The organism is Streptomyces sp. NPDC088706 (assembly GCF_044752765.1).
GTDB lineage: Bacteria > Actinomycetota > Actinomycetes > Streptomycetales > Streptomycetaceae > Streptomyces.
Genome location: NZ_JBIVLW010000008.1, coordinates 26,521 through 49,403, shown reverse-complemented (window position 1 = coordinate 49,403; position 22,883 = coordinate 26,521). Strand labels below are relative to the sequence as shown.

General features: G+C 72.6%; 24 protein-coding genes. 11 read left to right on the top strand and 13 right to left on the bottom strand.

The window, feature by feature from the left end; all coding sequences use genetic code 11:
- The first annotated feature begins 139 nt into the window (after positions 1 to 139).
- Positions 140 to 2,026 (top strand): apolipoprotein N-acyltransferase, encoded by a 1,887-nt coding sequence (lnt, locus tag ACIQAK_RS19860; protein WP_366390314.1) that lies wholly within the window; start codon positions 140 to 142, stop codon positions 2,024 to 2,026.
- Here lnt and ACIQAK_RS19855 read toward each other — a convergent pair.
- Positions 1,947 to 2,855 (bottom strand): Gfo/Idh/MocA family oxidoreductase, encoded by a 909-nt coding sequence (locus ACIQAK_RS19855; protein WP_366390315.1) that lies wholly within the window; start codon positions 2,853 to 2,855, stop codon positions 1,947 to 1,949. The genes lnt and ACIQAK_RS19855 overlap by 80 nt on opposite strands.
- A 291-nt stretch (positions 2,856 to 3,146) precedes the next feature.
- Between ACIQAK_RS19855 and ACIQAK_RS19850 the strand changes: the two genes are divergently transcribed.
- On the top strand, positions 3,147 to 3,620 hold the full coding sequence (locus tag ACIQAK_RS19850; protein WP_366390316.1) for a hypothetical protein: 474 nt from the start codon (positions 3,147 to 3,149) through the stop codon (positions 3,618 to 3,620).
- Between the two features lie 29 nt (positions 3,621 to 3,649).
- Here ACIQAK_RS19850 and ACIQAK_RS19845 read toward each other — a convergent pair whose 3' ends face one another.
- The 7 genes from ACIQAK_RS19845 to ACIQAK_RS19815 all read right to left on the bottom strand — a co-directional run bounded on the left by ACIQAK_RS19845 (position 3,650) and on the right by ACIQAK_RS19815 (position 9,726).
- Positions 3,650 to 4,150, bottom strand: coding sequence for a hypothetical protein (locus ACIQAK_RS19845; RefSeq protein ID WP_366390317.1), 501 nt, complete (start codon positions 4,148 to 4,150; stop codon positions 3,650 to 3,652).
- Between the two features lie 105 nt (positions 4,151 to 4,255).
- Entirely contained in the window at positions 4,256 to 4,939 is a 684-nt protein-coding gene (locus ACIQAK_RS19840; protein WP_366390318.1) for a uracil-DNA glycosylase, read from the bottom strand.
- Between the two features lie 101 nt (positions 4,940 to 5,040).
- A complete protein-coding gene (locus ACIQAK_RS19835) occupies positions 5,041 to 6,621 on the bottom strand; it encodes an ABC transporter substrate-binding protein (protein ID WP_366390319.1) in 1,581 nt (526 codons plus the stop codon).
- 118 nt (positions 6,622 to 6,739) lie between these two features.
- Positions 6,740 to 7,495: an SDR family oxidoreductase gene (locus ACIQAK_RS19830; RefSeq protein ID WP_366390320.1), complete on the bottom strand. Its 756-nt coding sequence runs from the start codon at positions 7,493 to 7,495 to the stop codon at positions 6,740 to 6,742.
- 20 nt (positions 7,496 to 7,515) lie between these two features.
- Positions 7,516 to 8,277 carry a 3-oxoacyl-ACP reductase FabG gene (gene fabG / locus ACIQAK_RS19825; RefSeq protein ID WP_015607234.1) on the bottom strand — a complete coding sequence of 254 codons (762 nt, stop codon included), beginning with the start codon at positions 8,275 to 8,277 and terminating at the stop codon, positions 7,516 to 7,518.
- A gap of 190 nt (positions 8,278 to 8,467) precedes the next feature.
- A complete protein-coding gene (locus tag ACIQAK_RS19820; RefSeq protein ID WP_366390321.1) occupies positions 8,468 to 8,851 on the bottom strand; it encodes a DUF3037 domain-containing protein in 384 nt (127 codons plus the stop codon).
- A complete protein-coding gene (locus tag ACIQAK_RS19815; RefSeq protein ID WP_366390322.1) occupies positions 8,848 to 9,726 on the bottom strand; it encodes a HipA family kinase in 879 nt (292 codons plus the stop codon). The genes ACIQAK_RS19820 and ACIQAK_RS19815 overlap by 4 nt, the downstream gene beginning before the upstream one ends.
- A gap of 931 nt (positions 9,727 to 10,657) precedes the next feature.
- Here ACIQAK_RS19815 and ACIQAK_RS19810 point away from each other — a divergent pair.
- The 4 genes from ACIQAK_RS19810 to ACIQAK_RS19795 all read left to right on the top strand — a co-directional run bounded on the left by ACIQAK_RS19810 (position 10,658) and on the right by ACIQAK_RS19795 (position 14,238).
- On the top strand, positions 10,658 to 10,930 hold the full coding sequence (locus ACIQAK_RS19810; RefSeq protein WP_366390323.1) for a DUF3253 domain-containing protein: 273 nt from the start codon (positions 10,658 to 10,660) through the stop codon (positions 10,928 to 10,930).
- 142 nt (positions 10,931 to 11,072) lie between these two features.
- On the top strand, positions 11,073 to 11,522 hold the full coding sequence (locus ACIQAK_RS19805; protein ID WP_401848523.1) for an STAS domain-containing protein: 450 nt from the start codon (positions 11,073 to 11,075) through the stop codon (positions 11,520 to 11,522).
- Positions 11,519 to 13,735 (top strand): SpoIIE family protein phosphatase, encoded by a 2,217-nt coding sequence (locus ACIQAK_RS19800; protein ID WP_366390325.1) that lies wholly within the window; start codon positions 11,519 to 11,521, stop codon positions 13,733 to 13,735. The genes ACIQAK_RS19805 and ACIQAK_RS19800 overlap by 4 nt, the downstream gene beginning before the upstream one ends.
- A gap of 65 nt (positions 13,736 to 13,800) precedes the next feature.
- Positions 13,801 to 14,238: a Rieske (2Fe-2S) protein gene (locus tag ACIQAK_RS19795; RefSeq protein WP_366390326.1), complete on the top strand. Its 438-nt coding sequence runs from the start codon at positions 13,801 to 13,803 to the stop codon at positions 14,236 to 14,238.
- Positions 14,239 to 14,252: 14 nt separating this feature from the next.
- Here the strand turns inward: ACIQAK_RS19795 and ACIQAK_RS19790 are convergent, their stop codons facing one another.
- Positions 14,253 to 14,906, bottom strand: a complete 654-nt coding sequence (locus tag ACIQAK_RS19790) for a cysteine hydrolase (protein ID WP_366390327.1) — start codon at positions 14,904 to 14,906, stop codon at positions 14,253 to 14,255.
- A gap of 115 nt (positions 14,907 to 15,021) precedes the next feature.
- On the opposite strand from ACIQAK_RS19790, the gene ACIQAK_RS19785 reads away from it, so the two are divergent.
- Positions 15,022 to 15,495, top strand: a complete 474-nt coding sequence (locus tag ACIQAK_RS19785) for a pyridoxamine 5'-phosphate oxidase family protein (RefSeq protein ID WP_366390328.1) — start codon at positions 15,022 to 15,024, stop codon at positions 15,493 to 15,495.
- Here the strand turns inward: ACIQAK_RS19785 and ACIQAK_RS19780 are convergent, their stop codons facing one another.
- Entirely contained in the window at positions 15,496 to 16,419 is a 924-nt protein-coding gene (locus tag ACIQAK_RS19780) for a LysR family transcriptional regulator (protein ID WP_366390329.1), read from the bottom strand.
- 73 nt (positions 16,420 to 16,492) lie between these two features.
- On the opposite strand from ACIQAK_RS19780, the gene ACIQAK_RS19775 reads away from it, so the two are divergent.
- Entirely contained in the window at positions 16,493 to 17,506 is a 1,014-nt protein-coding gene (locus ACIQAK_RS19775; protein ID WP_366390330.1) for a DMT family transporter, read from the top strand.
- A gap of 158 nt (positions 17,507 to 17,664) precedes the next feature.
- Here the strand turns inward: ACIQAK_RS19775 and ACIQAK_RS19770 are convergent, their stop codons facing one another.
- Complete coding sequence (locus ACIQAK_RS19770) at positions 17,665 to 18,996, bottom strand: aminotransferase class I/II-fold pyridoxal phosphate-dependent enzyme (RefSeq protein WP_366390331.1); 1,332 nt, start codon at positions 18,994 to 18,996, stop codon at positions 17,665 to 17,667.
- A 35-nt stretch (positions 18,997 to 19,031) separates the two neighbouring features.
- Here ACIQAK_RS19770 and ACIQAK_RS19765 point away from each other — a divergent pair, with 35 nt between their 5' ends.
- Entirely contained in the window at positions 19,032 to 19,730 is a 699-nt protein-coding gene (locus tag ACIQAK_RS19765) for a pyridoxamine 5'-phosphate oxidase family protein (RefSeq protein ID WP_366390332.1), read from the top strand.
- 401 nt (positions 19,731 to 20,131) lie between these two features.
- On the opposite strand, the gene ACIQAK_RS19760 is transcribed toward ACIQAK_RS19765, so the two are convergent.
- Both ACIQAK_RS19760 and ACIQAK_RS19755 read right to left on the bottom strand, forming a co-directional pair.
- Positions 20,132 to 21,157 (bottom strand): EamA family transporter, encoded by a 1,026-nt coding sequence (locus ACIQAK_RS19760; RefSeq protein WP_366390333.1) that lies wholly within the window; start codon positions 21,155 to 21,157, stop codon positions 20,132 to 20,134.
- Between the two features lie 154 nt (positions 21,158 to 21,311).
- Entirely contained in the window at positions 21,312 to 21,893 is a 582-nt protein-coding gene (locus ACIQAK_RS19755; RefSeq protein WP_366390334.1) for a Clp protease N-terminal domain-containing protein, read from the bottom strand.
- A 255-nt stretch (positions 21,894 to 22,148) separates the two neighbouring features.
- Here ACIQAK_RS19755 and ACIQAK_RS19750 point away from each other — a divergent pair, with 255 nt between their 5' ends.
- Positions 22,149 to 22,343 (top strand): hypothetical protein, encoded by a 195-nt coding sequence (locus ACIQAK_RS19750; protein ID WP_366390335.1) that lies wholly within the window; start codon positions 22,149 to 22,151, stop codon positions 22,341 to 22,343.
- A gap of 80 nt (positions 22,344 to 22,423) precedes the next feature.
- Positions 22,424 to 22,861, top strand: coding sequence for an SRPBCC family protein (locus tag ACIQAK_RS19745; RefSeq protein ID WP_366390336.1), 438 nt, complete (start codon positions 22,424 to 22,426; stop codon positions 22,859 to 22,861).
- The last annotated feature ends 22 nt before the right edge of the window (positions 22,862 to 22,883 follow it).

Below are 22,883 nucleotides of genomic sequence, written 5' to 3'. Positions count from 1 at the left end.
CGCCCTCGCCGAGCCCCTTCGTCGGGAGCCCCGGCCGCGTCCCGGGTCCGGCGGGGACCACCTCCCCCACACTGGGAACGCGGAGCTGACCCGGCAGATCACGCGGCTGCTCACCCGCACGGGACGAGGAGGGCACGGCATGCGGATGCGGGGCGGAGGTGACCCGGCGGACGGGCAGCCGAGGAGCGGACGGCCGGGGGGCGGGCGGCCCAGGGGTGAGCTGTCGGCGGACGGGCAGCCGAGGGGCCAACGGCCACGGGGCGGGCGGCCGACGGGCGGGTCGCACCCCGATGGGTCACCGCCTGACGGACGGCACCGGGACGGGTCGTCGCCGGACGGACCGCACCCGGGCGGACCGCACCCGGGCGGAGCGTCGCCATCCGTACCGCGCTCGGACGCGTCACCGCCGGACCAACCGCACCCGGACGGCGCGGGCCCCGCCCGCCGGTCGCTTCCGGCGTCCGGCGGGGTCCGGGGGGCCGCGGCGCTCCTCGCCGGGGCGCTCCCCGCGCTCGCCTTCCCCGCCCCCTCGCTCTGGTGGTGGGGCTATGCGGCGCTCGTCCCCTGGCTGCTGCTGATCCGTTCGGCACCCACGACGCGCCGGGCGGCGCTGGACGGCTGGATCGGCGGCATCGGCTTCGTCATCGCCGTCCACCACTGGCTGATGCCGAGCCTGCACGTCTTCATCGTGCTGCTGGCCGCGCTGCTCGGTCTGCTGTGGGCGCCCTGGGGTGTGCTCGTCCAACGGCTGCTCGGCGGCAGGCCCTCCGCACTGCGGGCCACCGCCGCGGTGGTGGCCGTGCCCTCGGGGTGGCTGGTGATCGAGCTGGTCCGCTCCTGGGAGGGGCTCGGCGGACCCTGGGGGCTTCTCGGCGCGAGCCAGTGGGAGGTCGCCCCGGCGTTGCGGGTGGCGTCGGTGGGCGGGGTGTGGCTGGTGAGCCTGCTGGTGGTGTCGGTCAACACCGCGCTCGCCCTGCTGACGGTCGTGCGCACCGGCGCCCGGGCGGCGGGCGGGGTGCTGCTGGCCGGGTGCGCCCTGGCCGGGTCAGCGGTGTGGGCCTGGGCGCCGCAGCCGGTGACCACGGGGACGGCCAGGATCGCCGTCGTACAACCGGGGGTCGTCGTCGGTCCCGGGAGTGTCGAGCGGCGCCTGGCCCGGGGCGAGGAGCTGACCCGTGCGGTGGCGGGGCGGGACGTCGACCTCGTGGTGTGGGGGGAGAGCAGCATTGGGGCGGGTGTCTGGCGGGACCCCAGGACCGCGCGGCGGCTCGCGGCGCTCTCCCGGCAGACCGGGGCCGGTCTGCTGGTCAACGTGGACGCCCGGCAGAGCGACGGATCGGGCCGGAGCGGGATCTTCAAGTCGGCGGTGCTCGTGGGACCGGATGGGCCGACCGGGGACCGGTACGACAAGATGCGCCTGGTGCCGTTCGGTGAGTACGTCCCGGCGCGCTCCCTGCTCGGTTGGGCGACCTCCGTGGGCAAGGCGGCGGGCGAGGACCGGCTGCGTGGCCACCGACAGGTCGTGATGGCTCTGCCCGAGGACGACCGGCGGCTGCGGATCGGCCCGCTGGTCTGCTTCGAGTCGGCGTTCCCCGACATGAGCAGGCGGCTGACCCGGGACGGCGCCCAGGTGCTCGTCGCGCAGTCCGCCACCTCCACCTTCCAGGAGAGCTGGGCACCGGCTCAGCACGCTTCGCTGGGCGCGCTGCGGGCCGCCGAGAACGGCCGCCCCGTGGTGCACGCGACGCTCACCGGGATCAGCGCGGTGTACGGGCCGCGCGGGGAACGCATCGGTGAGCCGCTCGGTACCCGGGAGAGCGCGGCAGCCGTGTACGACGTACCGCTGGCCCGCGGCGCCACGCTCTACGGCCGCTTCGGCGACTGGGCGGTGTACGGCGCCCTGTCGGCGCTGGCCGCCCTCTGTGCCGTGGAGGGGCTGCGGGCGCTCAGGAGGAGGCCTGCTCCAGGGACTCCCGGACGATCCGCTCGCACAGCTCATGGGTCGCCAGGGCGTCCCGGGCGCTGAGCACCGTGCCCGCGCGGACCGCGTCCAGGAACGCGTGGACGCACGCCTCGATCCCCCGCTGCCGGGCCACCGGCACCCAGTCGCCGCGCCGGCGCACGCTGGGCCGGCCCTCGTGGTCGACGATGTCGGCGAGGTTGAGGACCTGGCGCTTGGTGTCCCGGCCGGAGACTTCGAGGATCTCCTCGGTCGAACCGTTCAACCGGTTCATCATGCCGATCGCGGTGAAGCCGTCGCCGGAGAGCTGGAGCACCACGTGGTGCATCAGACCGTCCACGATCCGGGCCCGCACGGTGGTGCGGTCGACCGGTCCCGGAGCCAGGAAGCGCAGGGTGTCGACGACGTGGATGAAGTCGTCGAGCACCAGGGCGCGGGGTTCCTCGGGCAGCCCGACCCGGTTCTTCTGCATCAGGATCAGTTCGCGCGGGTGCTCGGCGCACTGGGCGTAGCCGGGGGCGAAGCGGCGGTTGAAGCCGACGGCGAGGCTTACGCCGCGTTCCTCCGCGAGGTTCACCAGCCGCTCGGACTCGGCGTACTCGTAGGCGATCGGTTTGTCGACATAGGTGGCCACCCCGGCTGCCAGGAGCCGTCCCACGATCTCGGGGTGGACGGCGGTCGGGGCGTGCACGAACGCCGCGTCGAGCCCTTCGGCGAGCAGCGAGTCCAGGGTCGTGTGGCGGGCGCCGGCCGGGATGCGATGGGTGTCGCCCACGGCGTCGAGCGTGGCGGGCGTACGGGTCTGGAGGTGCGGCTCGACCCCCGGGACGGCGGTCAGCACCGGCAGGTACGCCTTCTGCGCGATGTCGCCGAGCCCGATGCAACCGACCTTCACAGGGGTCTCCCTCTCGCCGTGCCGTCCGGTGTCCGGACCGGCGTGCCGTGATGATGTTCCGGTTCCGGCAGCATACGGGGAGGCGGTCGGCCCCTCCCTGGCCACCCGGCACGACGACCACCCGGCCCTGGTGCGCGAGCGCGTCGACCACGCGACGGGTGTGTGACCGTTCCCGGTCGTCCGCGCCCCACCGGGGGCGGGGCCGGGCGCCGTGCTGACCGGGTCACTCGTGCGGGCCATTCCGGCGCCTCGGGCTGCCCGAGTGCCCGCCCGCACCGCAGAGTTACCCGCGTGCAGCGAACCAGATTCACCACGAGACTCCTGGTCGGGGTGGCCGTCACCGCCGTCTCCGGATGCGTGTCGGTCGAGCCGCGGGCGACCCCCCGGCAGCCTCTTGAGAGCAGCCGGCCGGTGCAGGACGTGTTCCCGCAGGTCGTGCAGCCGCCCGGGCGTGAGGCGCTGGAGACCATCGCGGAACCGAGCCCGTCGCCCGGCGGGAGCGCCCTGCCCTCCCCCTCCGCCGCCGGACCCCCGCGGGCCCGGCGCGCCGGACCTCCGTCGGCCCCCCGGTCACCGGAGCGCGCCGCGCCACCGCAGCGACGGACAGTGCCGCGGCAGGTCCCGCGCATCCCTCCCGGCGTCCTGCCGTCCCTGCCGCAGGTCCGGGGCGGTGTACCCGACGTGTGTGCGATCGGCCGGGGGTACGGTGGCTGGCCCGCGGGCAGCGAGGAGGCCGGGGTCTGCGAGGAGGCGTACGGGCGCTGACGGCCGGCAGGACGACCGGGCCCCCCGGCTCACTGCCCCCTCATGCGCAGCTCCAGCCGCTCGATGGCGGCCCGCACACCCCCGCCGCCACCTCCGTGACCGTCTCGACCGCCGGGTCCGGTGCCGTCCAGCGCGTCCGCGGCGTCACGGGCCTGCCGCAGGTGGATGCGGGCCGCGTCGGGGCGCTGAAGCTTGAGGTAGTCCGCCGCCAGGTTGAGGTGGAGCGAGGGGTAGAACGCCTGGACCGCCAGGAAGTCCCGGTGCCCGGCGGACCGCTCGGCCCTCAGCCCCTCTGCCGCCGTCAGGGCCCGCAGGTCCCAGGCGAGCTCGTCCCCGGGGTCGTCCTGGGTGTCGGCCAGGTAGTGCGCGAGGGTGCAGCGGTGCAGGGCGTCACCGTCCGCACCGAGCTCCGACCACAGGAGGCCGAAGCGGTTGCGGGCTTCCTCCCGGTCACCGCCGTGGAGCAACATGACCGCCTGGCCGATCCTGGTCATGACGGCGTCCTCGGACGCCTCCTGCTGCTCCACCACTGCGGTCTCCTCTTGCCCGTGCGGCCGGTCGGTACCGGTTCCTCCCCGACGCTAGCGCCGGTCTCAGGCAATACCGCTCAGGCACGGGCGGCGGCCCGGCCGGCCTCAGCCGAGGTCCGGGATGCGCCAGTCGATCGGCTGATGGCCCTGGGCCGCGACCGCCTCGTTGATCCGGGTGAAGGGCTGGGAGCCGAAGAACTTCTTCGCGGAGAGCGGGGAGGGGTGGGCGCCCTTCACCACGATGTGGCGCTCCTCGTCGATCAGGGGGAGCTTCTTCTGGGCGTAGTTCCCCCAGAGCACGAAGACGGCCGGGTCGGGACGCTCGGCGACGGCGCGGATCACCGCGTCGGTGATCTTCTCCCAGCCCTTGCCCTTGTGGGAGTTGGCCTCGCCGCCGCGCACGGTGAGCACCGCGTTCAGCAGGAGGACGCCCTGTTCGGCCCACGGCATCAGATAGCCGTTGTCCGGGATCGGCAGACCGAGCTCCTGATGCATCTCCTTGTAGATGTTGCGCAGGGAGGGCGGCGTCCTCACACCGGGCCGCACGGAGAAGCACAGCCCGTGCCCCTGGCCCTCCCCGTGATACGGGTCCTGGCCGAGGACGAGGACCTTGACCTGGTCGTACGGCGTGGCGTCGAGGGCGGCGAAGACCTGCTCGCGCGGCGGGTACACCGGCCCCTTGGCCCGCTCCTCCTCGACGAAGTCCGCCAGCTCCTTGACGTACGGCTTCCGCAGTTCTTCGCCGAGGACGCCGCGCCAGGACTCGGGCAGCAGGTCGATATCGGTCACGTCCACAACCTCCGGTGAGCAACAGGTTCTTGATCCCCGAACCTACCGCCCACCACTGACAACGGGCCCGGGGAGGCGGACTCCCCGGGCCCGCACACCCGCTACCAGCTGGTCTTGCGGTACAGCTCCCACATCTGCATGACGGTCTGCGGGTCCAGCGCGCGCTCGCCGCCGCCGATGTCCTCGCCGGAGGCCACGTACAGCTTGCCCTGCCACAGCGGCAGCAGCCGGACGTCGTCGACGATGATCTGCTGGGCCCGCTCGAACTGCTTGCTGACCGCGCCCCGGTCGCTCTCCTGGCGCGTGGAGGGGATCAGCTGCTGGGTGATCTCCTTGTTGCGGTACGGGGTCCCGGTGACGCTCTCCTCGCCGACGAAGGGGGCGATGAAGTTGTCCGGGTCGGGGAAGTCGGGGAACCAGCCGCGGCCGAAGACCGGGTACTCGCCCTGCGTGAAACCTTCCTGGAACGTCTTCCAGGGTGCGCTCTCCAGCGTGATGTCGAAGAGTCCCGACTTCTCCAGCTGCCGCCGCAGTTCCTCGAACTCGGGCTGTGTGGAGGAGCCGTACCGGTCGGTGGTGTACCAGAAGGTCATCTTCACCGGCGCGGTGATCCCGGCGTCGGTCAGGATGTCCTTCGCCTTCCTCACGTCCGGGTCGCCGAAGGTGTCGAAGAAGCTGGTGGTGTGCCCGGAGATGCCCTTGGGGATCATCGAGTAGAGGGGTTCGGCGGTGCCCCGGTAGACCTTGGCGACCAGGGCGTCCCGGTCCACGACGTGGGCGATGGCCCTGCGGACGGCGGGCTTGGCGGCGGACGGGTCCTTGGGGTTGAAGACGAGGAAGCGGATGTCCGCGCCGGTGGTCTCGATGATCTGGAGGCCTTCGTTGCCCTCCTTCTTGTCCTTCAGGCCGACGACATCCCCGGCGGTCAGACCGCGGTAGGTGGCGTCGATCTCCTCGGCCCGCAGCGCGGAGACCATCTGGGCGGACTTCTCGAAGTACCGGATGGTGACCGCGTTGTTCTTCCGGTTGGCGAAGCCCTTGTAGTCGGGGTTCTTCGTCAGCTCTGCGGTGACGCCGGGCTCGTAGGAGTCCAGGAGGTAGGGCCCGGAGCCGGTGACCTTGCCGTCGTCGCGGAGCTTGTCCTTGGGGTAGTCACCGGGGGCGACGAGCGACATGGCGGGGGTGGCGAGGATGAACGGGAAGGTGGCGTCGGACTTGTTCAGGTGGAAGACGACCGTGTCGTCGCCCTTGGTCTCCACCCGGTCGAGCGAGCCGAGCATGCCGGCCGGCCCGCCCTTGAAGTGGATGCCCACGACGCGGTCGATGGAGTGCTTCACGGCCTGGGCGTCGAGCTTCTCGCCGTTGGAGAACTTGAGGTTCTTCTTGAGCGTGCACCGGTAGGCCATGCTCGTGGCGTCGGTAAACGTGCAGGAGTCGGCCGCGTCCGGCTCGGGACTCGTACTGCCGGTGGGGAAGCTCACCAGGGTCTGGTAGATGTTCCGCATCAGCTCCCAGGAGCCGTCCCAGGCCGCCGCGGGGTCCAGCGTGGACGGGGAGCTCGTCGTCCCGACGGTTATCTTCTGTTCCGTTTCCGATCCGCTGTCGGAGAGAAGACCGCAGCCGGCCAGCAGAGAAAGGGATGCTAGGGCTGCAGCGGCCTGCAGACTGGCCCGGTAGAACACGTGCACGCTCCTCGATCAGCCATGGGTCGGCAGACCATACCGCAGCGCCCCGCCGCAGCAATCCGACGGTCCAGCGGGGCACTTGAGTCAATCAGGGCCAAACCGGTTCAGGCCGCGCTCAGCCCACGCCGGCGTTGAGGAAGATTCCCCCGTCGACCACCAGCGTCTGCCCGGTGATCCAGTCCGACTGCGCCGAGGTCAAGAAGGCCGCGGCGCCCCCGATGTCCTCGGGCACACCGAGCCTGCCGAGCGGATAGGCGGCGGCTGCCTCCGCTTCACGGCCCTCGTAGAGCGCCTCGGCGAACTTCGTCTTGATCACGGCGGGGGCGATCGCGTTGACCCGGACGACCGGCGCGAACTCGTGCGCCAGCTGGAGGGTCAGGTTGACCATGGCCGCCTTGGACATCCCGTACGCGCCGATGAACGGCGAGGCGGAGACGCCGGCGACGGAGGCGATGTTGACGATCGCCCCGCCGTTCTCGCGCTGCCAGGCCTTCCAGGTCTGCTGGGCGAAGCCGAGCGCCGAGATCACGTTCGTCTCGTAGACCTTACGGGCCACGTTGAGGTCGAGCTCGGCCATCGGGCCGAAGACCGGATTGGTACCCGCGTTGTTCACCAGGTAGTCGACCCGGCCGAACGCCTCCATGGTCCGCTCGACCGCCGCCGCCTGGTGGGCCTCGTCGTGGGCCTTGCCGGGGATGGCGATGACCCGGTCGGCGCCGAGCCGCTCCACGGCCTCCTTCAGGGCGTCCTCGCCCCGCCCGGTGATGGCCACCCGGTCGCCGCGCGCGACGAGCGCCTCGGCGACCCCGTAGCCGATGCCCCGGCTGGCGCCCGTGATGAGGGCGACTTTCCCGCTGTCCTGCATCGTCATGTCGTCCGCTGCCCTTCGGGTCAGTTGAGGGGGCCGCCGGCCACGTAGATGACCTGGCCGGAGACGAAGCCGGCGTCGTCACCGGCGAAGAAGGCGATGGCGTTGGCCACGTCCTCGGGGCGCCCGACGCGCTGGACCGGGATCTGGGTGGCGGCGGCCGCCTGGAACTCCTCGAAGCCCATGCCGACGCGGGCGGCGGTCTGCGCGGTCATCTCGGTGACGATGAAGCCGGGGGCGACGGCGTTGGCGGTGACGCCGAACTTGCCGAGCTCCTTGGCGAGGGTCTTGGTGAGGCCCTGGAGCCCCGCCTTGACGGCGGAGTAGTTGGCCTGGCCGCGGTTGCCGAGGGCCGAGGAGGAGGACAGCGAGACGATCCGGCCGAACTTGGCCTCCACCATGTGCGCCTGGACGGCCTTCGCCATCAGGAACGCGCCCTTGAGGTGGACGTTCATCACGATGTCCCAGTCGGACTCGCTCATCTTGAACAGCAGGTTGTCGCGGAGCACGCCCGCGTTGTTCACCAGGATCGTCGGGGCACCCAGCTCGGCGGCGACCCGCGCGACGGCGGCTTCCACCTGGGCGCTGTCCGACACGTCGCAGCCGACGGCGAGCGCGGTGCCTCCGGCGGCGGTGATCTTCTCGACGGTGTCCTTGCAGGCCGCCTCGTCGAGGTCGAGTACGGCGACGGCGCGGCCCTCGGCCGCCAGGCGTACGGCGGTGGCGGCGCCGATGCCCCGCGCCGCTCCCGTCACGATGGCGACGCGCTGCTCGGTGGTGGACATGCTTGGTTCTCCTCGCCCTTGGATAGCGGCTCAGCGGACGTCGTGGCCGTTCCCTGACAGAGAGACCCGATGGCTGAGCAACCGCTTAGTACCTTCAGCAGACGAGACGCTAGAAGCCCTGGCACCCGGTGTCAACGGCGCGCGGCGCGCGGGGCCGCACGTCACACCCGGCGCCCCGCCCGCGGGAGGCTCAGCGCACCAGCAGGTCGAGCAGCCGCTCGACCTCCCCGGCCGGGTCGGTGGTGAGCCCACTGTGCACGGTTCCGGGCTGGACGACCGTGGAGCGCGGGGCGATCAGCCAGCGGAAGCGCCGCCCGGGGTCGTCGCCGGCCGCCTGACCGGCCCCCGTCCCGCCGCCGCAGACCCCTTCGACCGCGCGGAGGGCGGCCCGCACCCCGACGACGTCGGCGTCCGGGTCCAGCGCCCTCAGCTTCGCCTCGTCCAGGTGCGTACGGGCGGCGACGAACGAGTGGGCCCGGCAGTAGACCAGGACCCCGGCGTTGAAGCACTCCCCGCGCTCGACCCGGGGGACGACGCGCAGGAGCGCGTACTCGAAGACATCGCGGCGCGTCATCGGCCGGCCTCCTCGCCGGTGCGGGCGGCTGCCGCGGCGCGGTCCCCGCCCGCCGGTTGCGCCCGGGGCGGGAGGCGTTCGGTGAGCCAGCCGGGGGCCTGGGAGGGCCGGTCCGCGGCCGGCGCGTCCAGGGTGATCCGCTCGTGGATGGTGGCGGCCCGCGCCAGCAGCGGGGCCACGTAGGCCCGGCGAAGCTCGTCGATGGAGGAGAACCCGGGCTCGTCCACCAGCCAGACGTCCGGAACGTCGGCGGCCACCTCGGTGAGCAGCTCCTCGGTGACCAGCGGCGCCAGCTCGGCGGCCGCGGCGGTGATGTCCGGGGCGAAGGGGGCCAGCACATGGTCGGAGGCGTTGTACGGCTTCGCCGCCGAGGCCTCGGCCCCCGGCCAGTTGTGGTGCCAGATCATGGTGGCGCCGTGGTCGATGAGCCAGAGGTCACCGTGCCAGACCAGCGTGTTGGGGTTGCGCCACGACCGGTCGACGTTGTTGATCAGCGCGTCGAACCAGACGACCCGCCCCGCCTCGGCCGACCCCACCTCGTAGGCGAGCGGGTCGAAGCCGAGCGAGCCCGGCAGGTAGTCCATGCCGAGGTTCAGCCCGCCGCTCGCCTTGAGCAGCTCCTGCACCTCCTGGTCGGGCTCGGCGAGACCGATGACCGGGTCGAGCTCGATGGTCACCAGCTCCGGCACCCGCAGCCCCAGCCGCCGCCCCAACTCCCCGCAGATGACCTCCGCGACGAGCGTCTTGCGGCCCTGGCCGGCCCCGGTGAACTTCGTGACGTACGTGCCGAGGTCGTCGGCCTCGACGATCCCGGGGAGCGAGCCGCCCTCACGCAAGGGTGTGACATAGCGGGTCGCTACGACTTCCTTCAACACTTTCCCAGGCCACCCATCTTCTCCGCCTTGCCATCCGCTGACGGCCTCTGGGGGCGCGGCGCCAGGAATCACCGGTCGACGGTGCTGGGGAGAATCCGGGGAGTTCTGGCCGGTGAGTCGATCCCCCCGCCCCCCAAGCGCACCGTCGATGGTGCCGCGCCCCTTGCTGCCGGCTTCCGGCATGAAGTGAGCATAGTAACCGAGGGTGATCGTCGGCGAGGAGTGCCCGAGCCACCGAGCAAGGGTCACGACAGACTCCCCAGCTCCAACATGATCGGGGCGTAGGTGTGCCGAAGCACATCTGAACCGTCCTGCGGGACCGCTGACCGGTCCTGTGCCCCAGGCACACCGGCGACCTTGTACACGACGGCCTTCCCCGAACCGGACTTCCCCCAGCCGCACCCGGATTGCTACGACAACCCGGCGGTGAAGGTTTCTCACCTCGCTCGATTCCATGGCTCCTCGTGGCGCCCCCACCCGCCGCGACAGGACCGCCCAGTCCTACGAAAGGACAAACAGCAGTGCGATCAAGGTGTCGGCGTTCTCTACCAACCCCTCGGTAATCAAGTCCAACGTGGAGGCGAGCGGGATCCACTCCGTCCGCTCCACCTCGGTCGTAGTGCTGAGCAGAGGGCAGGCACGAGTTCGCTCCATGTCCGCAGGCCAACGGGATCGCAGCAAGGTAAGCCCGTCGAAGTCTGCCGTCCTCGTCCGCCCCGCCCCCACCGAGCGGGGCTACGCCATCCGAACCGCCGGCACCCGTCGCCGCGTACCCGCCGGGCAACCGCGGCGACCGCGAGTGCGCCGGCCACGCGGCCCGGTCCCTGCTGCTGGGTCCTGCCCACCGCGCAGGCCCCCTCCTCTCGGACCCGTGGCATCCCCTTGCCTCGGCGGGACCGAGGATCTTCCGGGCGAATGCGACACTGGTGGCATGAGTGAATCCGAGCGGCAACAGGCCCGGCGGCTCGAACAGGCCATCCGGGAGCTGCTGGACAAGCGCGCGCCCGCGGCGACGATCTGCCCGTCCGATGCCGCGCGAGCCGTTTACGACGGAGACGATGACGGCTGGCGCGCCCTCATGGAACCGGCCCGCAGGGCGGCGCGGCGGCTGGTCTCCGCCGGCGAGGTGGAGATCACCCAGGGCGGCCGAGCGGTCGACCCCGCCGAGGCGCACGGCCCGATCCGCATTCGCCGCGTGCGCTGATCCCGCCGGGGAAGTGGTCGCCGTTCGTCTCCCGCCGTGGTCATCCGCTGGCGGCCGACTCCCCGGGGCCGCCGCCCTCACCGCCGCGGGGCGGCCGTGCCGGCCGGGGTGGGCTTCGTCGGCAGGCAGGGACGCTTCTACGATGAGGGTCTTGTTGTACCGGCGAGCGGGAGGCGGGCGCCAGATGTTCTCGGTTCAAGTCGGCCCGGTGGCTGGGGCCGCGGTGTTCCAGCTTCGAGGGGAACTGGACTTCGAGAGTGTGGTGCAGTTGGACGAGGCCGCCGCGGCGGCGTTGACCGTACGGCCGGTGCCTCGGGTGATAGTGATCGACTGCGCCTCGCTCAGCTTCTGCGACTCCTCCGGTATCGGCGGCCTGGTCCGCCTCTACCAGCGTCTGTCGGCCCAGGGGGGACAGCTGCGGCTGGCGGCCGCGCCCGCGCCGGTCGCCAGAGTGCTCTCGCTGACCGGGCTGGACCAGGTGATCCCCGTACACGCCACCACCGGGGAGGCGCTCGCCGTCGCCCGGAGCACCGGCGGCCGGGCGGCCGATGACAGTGTGGAGATCGTTGTTCGGGAAAGGGGTAGGGGATGACCAGCACACCAAGGCGGCCGGCTGCTTTGCGGAACCCCGGAGCCGAAGCGACGCCCGCCGCCGAGGCGGATCTGCTTGCGCTGTTCGGTGAGTCGACCGTCGTGTTCGCCTCGATGTCCGGTCCGGCCCATCTTCTGGAGACCGCGAACCCGGCGTTCTTCACCGCCGTCGGCCGTGCCTCGGAACGTACCGGGCTGCCGATCGGGCAGCTGATGCCCGAGCTGGCCGAGCAGGGCTTCATCGCGCTCCTGGACCGTGTCTACCGCACCGGCCAGCCCTACACCGGACGCGGCGCGCGGGTGCTGCTCGGAGAGGGCACGCAGGTGCGTGAGGCGTACTTCGACTTCACCTACGAGCCGCGCCGTGACGCGGGGGGCAACGTCATGGGGGTGCGGATGATCGGGGTGGAGACCACCCAGGTCAAGCACGCCCAGCGGCTGACCGCCGAACACCGTGTCCTGCTGGAGCAGATCGCCCTCCAGGCTCCCCTGGAACAGGTCCTGGAGGGGATGGCGAAGGCCATCGAGGTCCTGTCGCCCGGCGTGCTGGTCTCCGTTCTCCTGGCCGACCCCGACGGTCTTCACCTGCGGCACGGAACCGCTCCCAGCCTGCCGGACTTCTACAACCAAGCCATCGACGGCATCGCCACCGGTGAAGGCGTCGGCTCCTGCGGAACAGCCGCCCACCGCCGGCAGCGGGTGATCGTCTCCGACATCGCCACCGACCCCTTCTGGGACGACTTCCGCGACCTGGCCGAACGTGCCGGTCTCGCCGCCTGCTGGTCCACCCCCATCCTGGCCCGGGACGGGCAGCTGCTGGGGACCTTCGCCATGTACCACCATGTCCCCCGATCTCCGGTCGAGGCCGACCTCGCGCTGGCCGGTGTCTTCGCCGGCACCGCGGCACTGGCCATCGAACGCCACCGTGCCGAGCGGGCCCGGCTGGCCGCCGAGGCCCGGGAGAAGGCCGCCCGGGAGGACCTGGCGTTCCTGCTCAAGGCCAGTACCGCGCTGAGCGCCGATCTCGACTACGCCCAGAGCCTCCAGCGGCTGGCCGCCCTGTGCGTGCCGGCCCTGGCTCCGCTGTGCGCTGTCGACGTCGTCGAGCAGGGGCGGGTGCGCCGGATCGCCACCGCCGCCCCCACCGAGCACGCACAGCAGCTGCTGGCCGCGCACATCCCCGTCTACGACGCCGCCGACGACGCGGTCGCCCGCGTGCTGGCCTCCGCGCTGACCGAGGTCGCCCGCCGCACCCCCACCGGGCCCGGCCCCTGGCAGGACCTGGGCGTCACCGGCTACCTGTGCGTTCCGCTGACCGACCGGGGACAGACCTTCGCCACCCTGACGCTGCTGACCACCGGCGACCACGTCTTCGACGGGCATGCCGTGGCCCTGGCCGAGGAGCTCGCCCGCCGCGCCGCCACCGCCGCCCGCAACGCCCGCCAGTACACCCAGCGTGCCGCCCTCGCCCGCGATCTGCAGGCCGGTCTGCTCCTGCCCGACCTGCCCGCCCTGCCCGGCGCGGAGCTGGCCACCCATTACCACCCCGCAGGTGAAGGACTGGAGATCGGCGGGGACTTCTACGACGTCTTCCCCCTGGACGACGGCAGCTGGGCGTTCATGCTCGGCGATGTCTGCGGCCGTGGCGCGCTGGCCGCCACCACCACCGCCCTGGTCCGCCACACGGCCCGGGCCGTCGCCTCTCTCCTGCCCGGCCCGCAGGCCGTCGTCCAGGCCATCAACCACGCCCTGATCAGACGGCACGGCAGCCACGGGACCGGCTTCGTCACCCTGGTCTACGGTCACTTCACCCCCACCAGCGCCGGGCTGGACATCGAACTCGTGCGCGCGGGCCACACCTTCCCCCTGCACATCACCGCTCACGAAGCCCGCCCGGTCAGCAGCGACGGGCCGCTCCTCGGTGTGCTGCCGGACCCGCCACTGGGCTCCGGCCGCTTCCGGCTCGCCCCCGGGGAGAGCCTCGTCCTGTACACCGACGGCATCACCGAGGCCCGCAACAGTGCGGACGAACTGTTCGACGAGGACCGGCTCGCCCAGGCCCTCATCCCGTCGCCGCGGCGGGCCTCGGACGTCCTGGACGCCCTCACCGCCGCGGTCCGCGACTTCACCGACGGCCGCGACGTCGACGACGACCAGGCCGTCCTCATCCTGACCGCCACCCGTCCCCGGGGCGATGAGGAGTGCCCGCGCTGAACACCGGCGCCCCGCTCTCCGTACCCATGGCCGAAGCCATGGACACCGATGAAGGGAATGCCGCGATGAGCGCAGCGCAGGAGCGTCCGATCCTCCTCGAACGCCGCACCGTCGTCCTGGCGGTGGGTGCGGCCGGGGCGGCTGCCGCACTCACCGCGTGCGGAGGTTCGGACGACTCGGGGGGCGCGGAGTCGGCCGGGCCGCCGGCGAAGGACGGGGCCGTCCTCGCACGGACGGCGGACATCCCGGAGGGCGGCGGGGTGGTCTTCGCCACGCAGAAGGTCGTGGTGACCCAGCCGAGGGCCGGTGAGTTCAAGGCCTTCTCGGCCACGTGCACCCATCAGGGGTGTGCGGTCAAGGACGTCACGGACGGTGTCATCACCTGCCCCTGCCACGGCTCGACGTTCGACGCGTCGACCGGCAGCCCCACTGCCGGGCCCGCCACCCAGCCGCTGCCCGCGCGGGAGATCTCGGTGGAGGGCGGGTCGATCACCCTGGCGTAGGGGGTTCCGACGCCCTAGGACCGCCTGCGGGGCCCCTTCCAGCGGCCCAGGATGTCATCGGTGGTGGCGATGGTGGCGACCAGGGCGAGGGTGTTGCGGATCATGGCGGGGGTGTACTCGGCGGGCACCCCCGCGATCGCGTCGGCCGGGACCACGGCCGTGTAGCCGAGGTTGACGGCGTCGAACACGGCGTTGGGGACGGCGACGTTGGCCGAGACCCCGGTGACGACGAGCGTGCGGCAGCCGAGGTTGCGCAGGAGGGCGTCCACATCGGTGCCGGCGAGCGGCGAGAGCCCGTGCAGCCGCCGTACGACGAGGTCCTCGTCCGCCACCTGGATGGGTGCCGCGACCCGTACGGCGGTGGTGCCGGTGTGTTGCTGGACGGGGAGCCGGGCGGCGGCGCGGAAGAGCCGGGCGTTGCGGTTGGCACCGCGTCCGTCGGGGCGGCTCTCGGCGACGGCGTGCATGACCTGGACCCCGCCCTCGTGGGCGGCGGCGACCAGCCGGGCGATGTTGTCGAGGGCGCCCGAGGAGCGCGCGGCGGCGGCGAGTTCGGGCAGGGCACTGTCCGGCCCGACGACCCCCTGCTGGCATTCGACGGTCAGCAGTACGGTGGTGGCGGGGTCGAGCAGCGCGGCCAGCCGTTCCCGCGCATCCCTGGACGCCACGGCGCTCCTCCTTCTGTGCCTGGTGGTCCCGCCGTGCGGCGGACGGCATTGCGCCGCGCGGGGAGAGCCTCCATGATTTCTGACATAGCGTCAGATGACAAGGGGAGGACACCCCATGACCGACACCCAGCGACGCGGTCGCCGGATCATGATGACCCCCGAGGAGCGGGACGCCTACCTCGGCGAGCAGCGCACCTGCCGGGTCGCCACCCTCTCCGCCGGCGGCCCGCCGCACATCGGCGCGCTCTGGTTCGTCTGGGACGGCTCCTCGCTCTGGCTGTACTCGATCACCCGCTCCCTGCGCTGGTCCCAGCTGCGCGAGGACCCGCGGATCGCCGTCGTGGTCGACGACGGGGAGGCGTACGACGAGCTGCGCGGCGTGGAGCTGTCGGGTACGGCGGAGTTCGTCGGCGAGTCCCCGCGCACGGGTGAGCCGTGCCCCGAACTCGACTTAACGGAGCGGCTGTTCCCCGCGAAATACTTCGGTCTGGTGGAGATGCCGCACGACGGGCGGCACGAGTGGCTGCGGCTCACCCCGGACACCGTCACCTCGTGGGACTTCCGCAAACTCCCGGATCCGGGACGGTAGTCAGCCACCGGCGGGGCGACCGGACGCCACCCGCTCCCCCGCCGCCCGCAGCGCCTGGACCGCGGCCCGGACCGAGGGGCGGGCGTCGGCGTCCGTGCGCCAGACGGCATGGACGTGGCGGCGCACGGTCTGCCGCACCGGCACCAGGCAGACCCCCTCGGGGACCGGGCCGCGCCCCAGCCGCGGCGCCACGCAGACACCGAACCCGGCCGCGATCAGCGCGAGTTGCGTGTGGTGTTCACCGGCCAGGTGCGAGATGCGCGGCTCGATCCCCCGGGAGCGCAGGGTGAACATGAGCCACTCGTAACAGAACTCACCCTCGGGCCAGGAGACCCACTCGTCCCGCGCGAAGTCCTCAAGATCCACTTCGGCCCGGTCCGCCAGTGGATGTCCGGCCGGCATGGCGATGTCCGGTGCGTCGTCGAGGAGTTCGGCCTTGGTCAGGCCACCGGGGACCGGCAGCCGCTTGTTGCTCCAGTCGAGCACCACGGCCACGTCGACATCGCCCCGCAGCACCGCGAGGAGCCCCTGCTCCGGCTCCAATTCCCGGGTTCGCACCCTCAGTTCGGGATGGTCCGTGCGCAGGGCGGTGAGCGTGGCGGGCAGCAGTCCGCGCGCCGCCGTGGGGAAGGCGCAGAGCGTCACCTCGCCGACCACCTCGCCCCGCTGGGCCTCGATGTCGGACTGGGCCAGCTCCACCTGCGACAGGATGCGCGCGGCGTGGTCCGCGAGGAGCCGGCCCGCGTCGGTGAGACGGACCCCGCGGCCGTTCCTGGCGAGCAGCCGCTGTCCGACCTCGCGCTCCAGCTTGGCCATCTGCTGCGAGACCGCCGACGTGGTGACGTGCAGCCCCCCGGCGGCCCCGCTCACCGAGCCGTGCCGGGCGAGGGCGTCGAGGGTGCGCAGCCGCTCCAGATTCAACATGTAAGCGATGCTACGTGAATCAGCACAGAAACTCTCGCTTGTTCTAAGCAGTTGTGTTGGTCATCGTGGAGCCATGAGCGCCCCCTGCCAGCAGCCCGCCCCCCCTGTGGCCGCGCCCCCGCCGCCACTCCCGCCCGCCCCCGGCACCCGGCGTCCGGCCGTGGACTGGCGGATCCGGTTCGCCGCGCTCTCCTTGATCTGGGGGTTCAGCTTCCTGCTCATCAAGGTGGGCACCGAAGGGTACGCACCGTTCCAGGTCACGCTCGGCAGACTGCTGGCGGGGACCGCCGTACTGGGCGTGGCCATGGCGGTGCGCCGGGCGCGGCTGCCCCGCTCGGCCCGGACCTGGGGCCACATCGCGGTGGCGGCGTTCTTCCTCAACGCGCTGCCGTTCTCCCTCTTCTCCTACGCCGAGCTGACCATCCCCTCCACCCTCGCCGGCATCTGCAACGCGACCTCCCCCCTGTGGGGCATGGCCCTTTCGGTGGTCGCGCTCTCCGAGGACCGCCCGACCCGCCGCCGCGTCGCGGGCCTGGGCGTGGGTTTCCTCGGCGTACTGACCGTACTGGGCGCCTGGCAGGGCTTCTCCGGCCTGGACCTGCCGGGTACGGGGATGGCGCTGCTGGCCTCGTTCAGTTACGCGGTCGGCTGGATCTACGTCCGCCGCACGCTGGCCGGTACCGGCTCCTCGACGCTGACGCTCACCGGCAGCCAGCTCTTCGTCGGGACGCTGCAACTGGCCGTGGTGACCCCGGTGTTCACCTCGGCCCCGGACACGTTCCCGCTGCTGCCCACGCTGTCGGTCCTGGCGCTCGGCGCGCTCGGTACGGGTCTTGCGGTGCTGCTCCAGTACGAGCTGGTCCAGGAGGTCGGCCCGACGACCGGGCAGATGGTCACCTACTTCATCCCGGTGATCGCCACGGCGGCGGGCGTCGCCCTGCTCGGCGAGCAGCTGAGCTGGAACACCCCGGTGGGCGCGGTGATCGTGCTGGCCGGAGCGGCCCTCACCCAGAGCCGCCCAGCAGGCTCCGCCGCACGGTCCGGACGTACAGCGGACGGCCGGACGAAGCGTCTCAGCCGTACCTGATCCCACGTACGGCCGGACGAGGCGCCTCAGCCTCACATCATCCCGCGTACGACCGGACGAAGCGTCTCAGCGGGACGTGATCCCGCGTACGGCGGGCGACCGCACGCGCCTCGGCCACCTCGGCCCGGCGTGCCCGCCGGGCAACCGCGCCGGCCGTCTCAGCCGTACGTCACCGGCCGTACGGGTCCGGCCGCCGCCGCCACCGCGTCCGCCAGCGGCCCGATGTCCGCCGTGGTCAGCCGGGACACGGTGAGCCGCACCGCCTGGGGCGTGGCCATCCGGAAGCGCGCTCCGGGGGCCACGGCCCACCCCGCGTGCAGCAGCCGGGTGACGGCCCCGGTCTCGTCCCTGACGGGCACCCACACGTTCATCCCGCTGCGCCCGTGGGCCGCCACCCCACGCTCGGCCAGGGCGCGCACGAGGGCGTCGCGCCGCTCCCCGTACGACCGGGCGACGGCGGCGGTGTCGACGGCGTTGGAGGTCCACAGGTGGAGCACCGCGCGCTGGAGGAGCCGGCTGACCCAGCCGGGCCCCAGCCCCTGCCGCCCCGCCACCCGGTCGACTGTGACCGGGTCCCCGGTGAGCACGGCGACCCGCAGGTCGGGGCCGTACGCCTTCGCCGCCGACCGGACGAACGCCCAGTGGTCCGTGGTACCCGCCAGCGGGTGCAGCGGCAGGCCGACGATGGCGTGGCCGTGGTCGTCCTCGATCAGCAGCACGTCCGGGTGGCGGGCGAGCACGGCCTTGAGCTCCCTGGCGCGGCCCGCGCTCACCGAGGCCCCGGTCGGGTTCTGCGCCCGGTCGGTGACGACGAGCGCCCGCGCCCCGGCCCGCAGCACCCGTTCCACGTCCGCGACCAGCGGGCCGTCCTCGTCCACCCCGACCGGCACGGCACGTAGCCCGAGCGCCGGCACGAGGTCGAGCACGCTGCCCCACCCGGGGTCCTCCACCGCCACCGCGTCGCCCGGCTTCAGGTGGGCCGCCAGGACCCGCTCGATGGCGTCGAGGGCGCCGGAGGTCACCGCGACCGGCCCCCCGGGCACCCCGTCGGCGTCCATCGCCCCCCGCGCGTACGCGGCGAACTCCGGGACCACGGGCGCTTCCCCGTACAGGCCGGGGTTCTCGGCGTCGGCCGCCGCCGCTGCGGCGAGCGCCGGGCCGAGCTCCGGCAGCAGAGCCGGGTCCGGGTTGCCCTCGCCGAGGTCACGCACGCCCGGCGGCGCCTCGATCCGCAGGGAGCCGCGGGGGGTGCTGGCCGGACGGGCCCGCACCCGGCTCCCCCGGCGGCCCGCCGTCTCGATGACTCCACGCTCGCGCAGCGTCCGGTAGGCGGCGGCCACCGTGTTCGGGTTGACCTCCAGGCGTGCGGCCAACTCCCGCAGCGGGGGCAGCACATGGCCGGGCGCGAGGTCCCCCGAGCCGACCCCGCGCTCCACGCTGGCGGCAATCTCCGCTGCGCGCCGCCCATTGATCCGATACCCTCCTAGCACAAAAAACAGTATGCACTAGTGCAATGGAGTTCGCCATGCAGGACACCGCGTCGCCCGCCACGACGGGCCCGGGCGCCACCACCCCCTACCCGCCCACCGAGCGCACGGTGCCCACCCGGGCCAAGGAGCGCGCCTCCTACGACCGTGAGCTGGTCCATTCGATACTCGACGAGACCTACCTCTGCCACCTCGGCTTCGTCCGGGACGGGGCGCCGGTCGTGCTGCCGACCATGTTCGGGCGGGTCGGGGAGCACCTGTACGTCCACGGGTCGACCGGCTCCCGGCCGCTGCGGAACACCCGCGCCGCGGCGGACCCGGGGTTGCCGGTCTGCCTGACCGTCACCCATGTCGACGCCCTGGTGCTGGCGCGGTCCGCCTTCCACCACTCGCTGAACTACCGCTCCGTGGTGGTCCACGGCACCGCCGTTGCCGTGACCGATCCCGAGGAGCGGCGCATCGCCCTCGACGCGATCGTCGAGCAGGCCGTCCCGGGACGCTCCCGGGACTCGCGCCCGGCGAACACCAAGGAGCTGGCCGCCACCGCGGTGATCCGGCTGGACCTCGACGAGGTGTCCGCGAAGGTCCGTACCGGCGGCCCCGACGACGAGCCGGAGGACATCACCCTCCCCCACTGGACCGGCATCGTGCCGCTCACCCGGGGCTACGCGCAGCCGGTCCCGGCGGACGACCTGGACCCGTCCATCACGGTGCCGGGCTACCTCCACGCGCTGTGATTTCGCGCTCCCCGGGAGGCTGGGAAGCATCCTGGACGCACGGTGGGTCGACGGGCCCGCAGCCTCGGCGCCCGGCTGCCGGCCCGTCCACCGCCCCGGCCGCTACACCGCCACGGCCCCGGCCTGCCTCCGGCGCGTGACCGAGGCGCCGCGCGCCTCGGTCAGGGCCGGCCGGCGACGGCGGTCAGCAGGAGCAGGGTGCCGACGGCGGTCAGGACCCCGGAAACAGGGGTGGGCATGTGACTTCTCCAGCGAAGGACAGGGTGGTGGTGGTCGCTCGGCCTCCGCACGCGGGCAGCGACGAACCGCTCGGGGACTGCCCGAGCCCGGTCCTCGTCAGGAGTGGCCGCCCGCGCTGGGCGGCGGGCGGCGGCAGCACAGTCAGATGCATGATCGTCCCACTAGTGCGGGAGCCGTTCGGTGGACAGCTCGCTTTCGGCGGCCCCGGCCGCCGCACCCGCACCTGCGGCGACGGGTCCCGAGGGCGGCTTGGGCGCGGCCGACTGAGCGATGAATGCGCCGGTCAGCACGGTGAAGCCGCCGATGAGTTGCGGGGTGGAGAGGTGCTCGCCGAGCAGCACCCACGCCAGCACGGTCGCGATGACCGCTTCCAGGCACGCGACGACCCCGGCGACCTGCGGCGAGAGCATCCGCACGGAGACGACACCACTGGCGTACGCCAGCACCGTGGCGATCAGCACGATCCAGCCGAGCAGCAGCCAGGCGGGGACCCCGTTGCCGTTCATCCCGGCGGTTCCGCCGAGCAGCGACCAGTCCATTCCCCAGGGGCGCGCCACGACGGTGAGGACGGCGGCACCGACGATCAGCCCGTACGCGATGACGCCGAGCGGATGCGGAGGTTCGACGCGCCGGCCCTCGTCCCCCGTACTCTCCTGACCGCCGTGGTCGGAGAGGACGAAGTAGCCCACCTGGCAGCAGGCGGCGCCCAGGGCGAGGAGCAGCCCGAGGGCGTCGAAGCTGAGCCCGGCCCAGACCTCGACGACACAGGCGAGGCCGCCGACGGCCAGGACCACACCGAGCGCCGCGGCCCGGGTGACGGGCCTGCGCTGGACGAAGCGGACCCACCCGAGGACCAGGGCGGGCGCCAGGTACTCGACGAGGAGGGCCACTCCGACCGGGATGCGGGAGATCGCGGCGAAGTAGCAGGCCTGCACACCGGCCACGGCGAAGAGGCCGAATCCGGCCAGCAGAGCGGGCCGCTCACGTACCAGGTTCCGATGGCGCCAGGCCACCGGCAGCATGAGGAAGGCGGCGCCCGCCACCCGTAGCCACACCACGTGCAGCGGGTCGAGCCCCGCCTCGATCAGCGGCTTGGCGGCCACCCCCGAGCCGCCGAACGCGAAGGCCGACAGCAGGGCGAGCCCCAGGCCGGCGCTTCTCTTCTGAGTACCCCGAGACGCGTGCATCGGCACATCATGACAGCAGGCGACAGCACCGTCATCTCTGTCACACCTGTCGAGACGCTGAGGCCGTACGGTCCGCCCTCACACCGGCCGAAAGTCCTCGGCCGCACACCCCACCGTCACACCCGCCAAGACGCCTCGGCCGCACACCCCACCGTCACACCCGCCAAGACGCCTCGGCCGCACACCCCACCGTCACACCCGCCAAGACGCCTCGGCCGGCACGCTCCACCGCCCGACCCGACAGCCATCGCGCGTCCACACCTGCCCGGGTCAGCACCTCCACCGCACGGCACTCGCCGTCGGCGGCCAGCGCGGCGAGGAGGTCGAGCCCGCGGGCGCGCGGCTCCCCGCGCAGACCGGCACTGTGCAAGGCGTCCTGCATCGCGGTGACCGCCGACGGCGACCAGCCCTCCGCGGCAGGGTCCCGCACGACGGGAACGGCTCCGGACTCCTCCACCGACCCCTGCCAGCGGAGCCCGTAACCGATGCTGCGCTGCACCAGGTAGCCGAGCACCCTCGCCAGCCGGGAACCGCCGTCGAAGACCTCGCGGACTTCGGGATCGCTCTCGATGAGGGAGTGCAGCAGATGGGCTGTGTCGATCTGGCGGTCACCGTCGCGCAGCGCACGCCTGCGCGCACCCGTCACCACCGGGGCCAGTTCGACGGTGCCTTCGGCGTCGGCTCCGACGGGGTTCTGGGCGGGCTGTTCAGGAATTCGCAGCGTCCGGTTTTGCACCTCTCCACCCCATCAGTCCCTGGGCGCCACGGCATCGCCGGAGCGGCCCATTCCCGGGTCCCACCCAAGTCGGGCGCACCGGAGCGACCCCTCATCCCTGCGGATGAGATCGCGCAGCGGCGTACAACCATCGCCGTCAGGGGGTGCGCCGCGCTCCCGGGGCAACCGCCGACCCCCGCACACACGTCACTCAGGCCACAATGCGCAACAGCAACCGCAACAGCACGTATCGGCTCCGGGCGGAGGGAAGCACGGGTGTTCTGGCTGGTCGCCCTGCTCGCGCAGGACGGGATGCAGTACGTCTACCGCGTGTACGCACCCGAGGACGCGCTGCCCGCCGACCTGTTCTGGGCCGCCTTCCACTGCCACGAGGAGGGCCCGCACCCACGCGCGTCGGACCGCTTCGACGCGGCGGTGATCTGGTGGAACCGGCAGCGCCAGCACACCTGACGACTCATCAGCATTGAAGGTCCGAGCCGTTGCCGCTAGGTTCCGCGACACCGCAACCGGACGGAACCAGGGGCGGTCGCATGGCCGAAGTCAGCGCCGAGGCACGCATCGCAGCGCCCACGGAGAAGGTCTGGGCCCAGCTGACGGACTTCCCGTCGTACGGCGAGTGGAACGCCACCCACACCAGCTTCCCCGAGGGCGGCCCGGCCCTGCTGGAGCGCGGGGCCACCTATGAGGAGAACATGAAGCTGATGGGCTTTCCCGTCGAAGTGACGTGGACGGTCGACGAGTTGGAGGGCGGCAGGCTGCTGACGACCCGGGGCAAGGGCCCGATGGGGGTCGACCTGACCATGCGCTACTCCCTGACCCCGTCCCCGGACCGGGGCGCCACCGCGGTGCGCATCGACGGGGAGTTCACCAGCGCCGCGGTCTCCCTGATGGGCGGCAGGCTCAAGGACTCCGCGACGGCGGCGCTCCAGGAGTCCCTGCGCAGACTCGCCGGCCTCGTCACCCCCTGACCCTCACCGCGGGGACGGACAG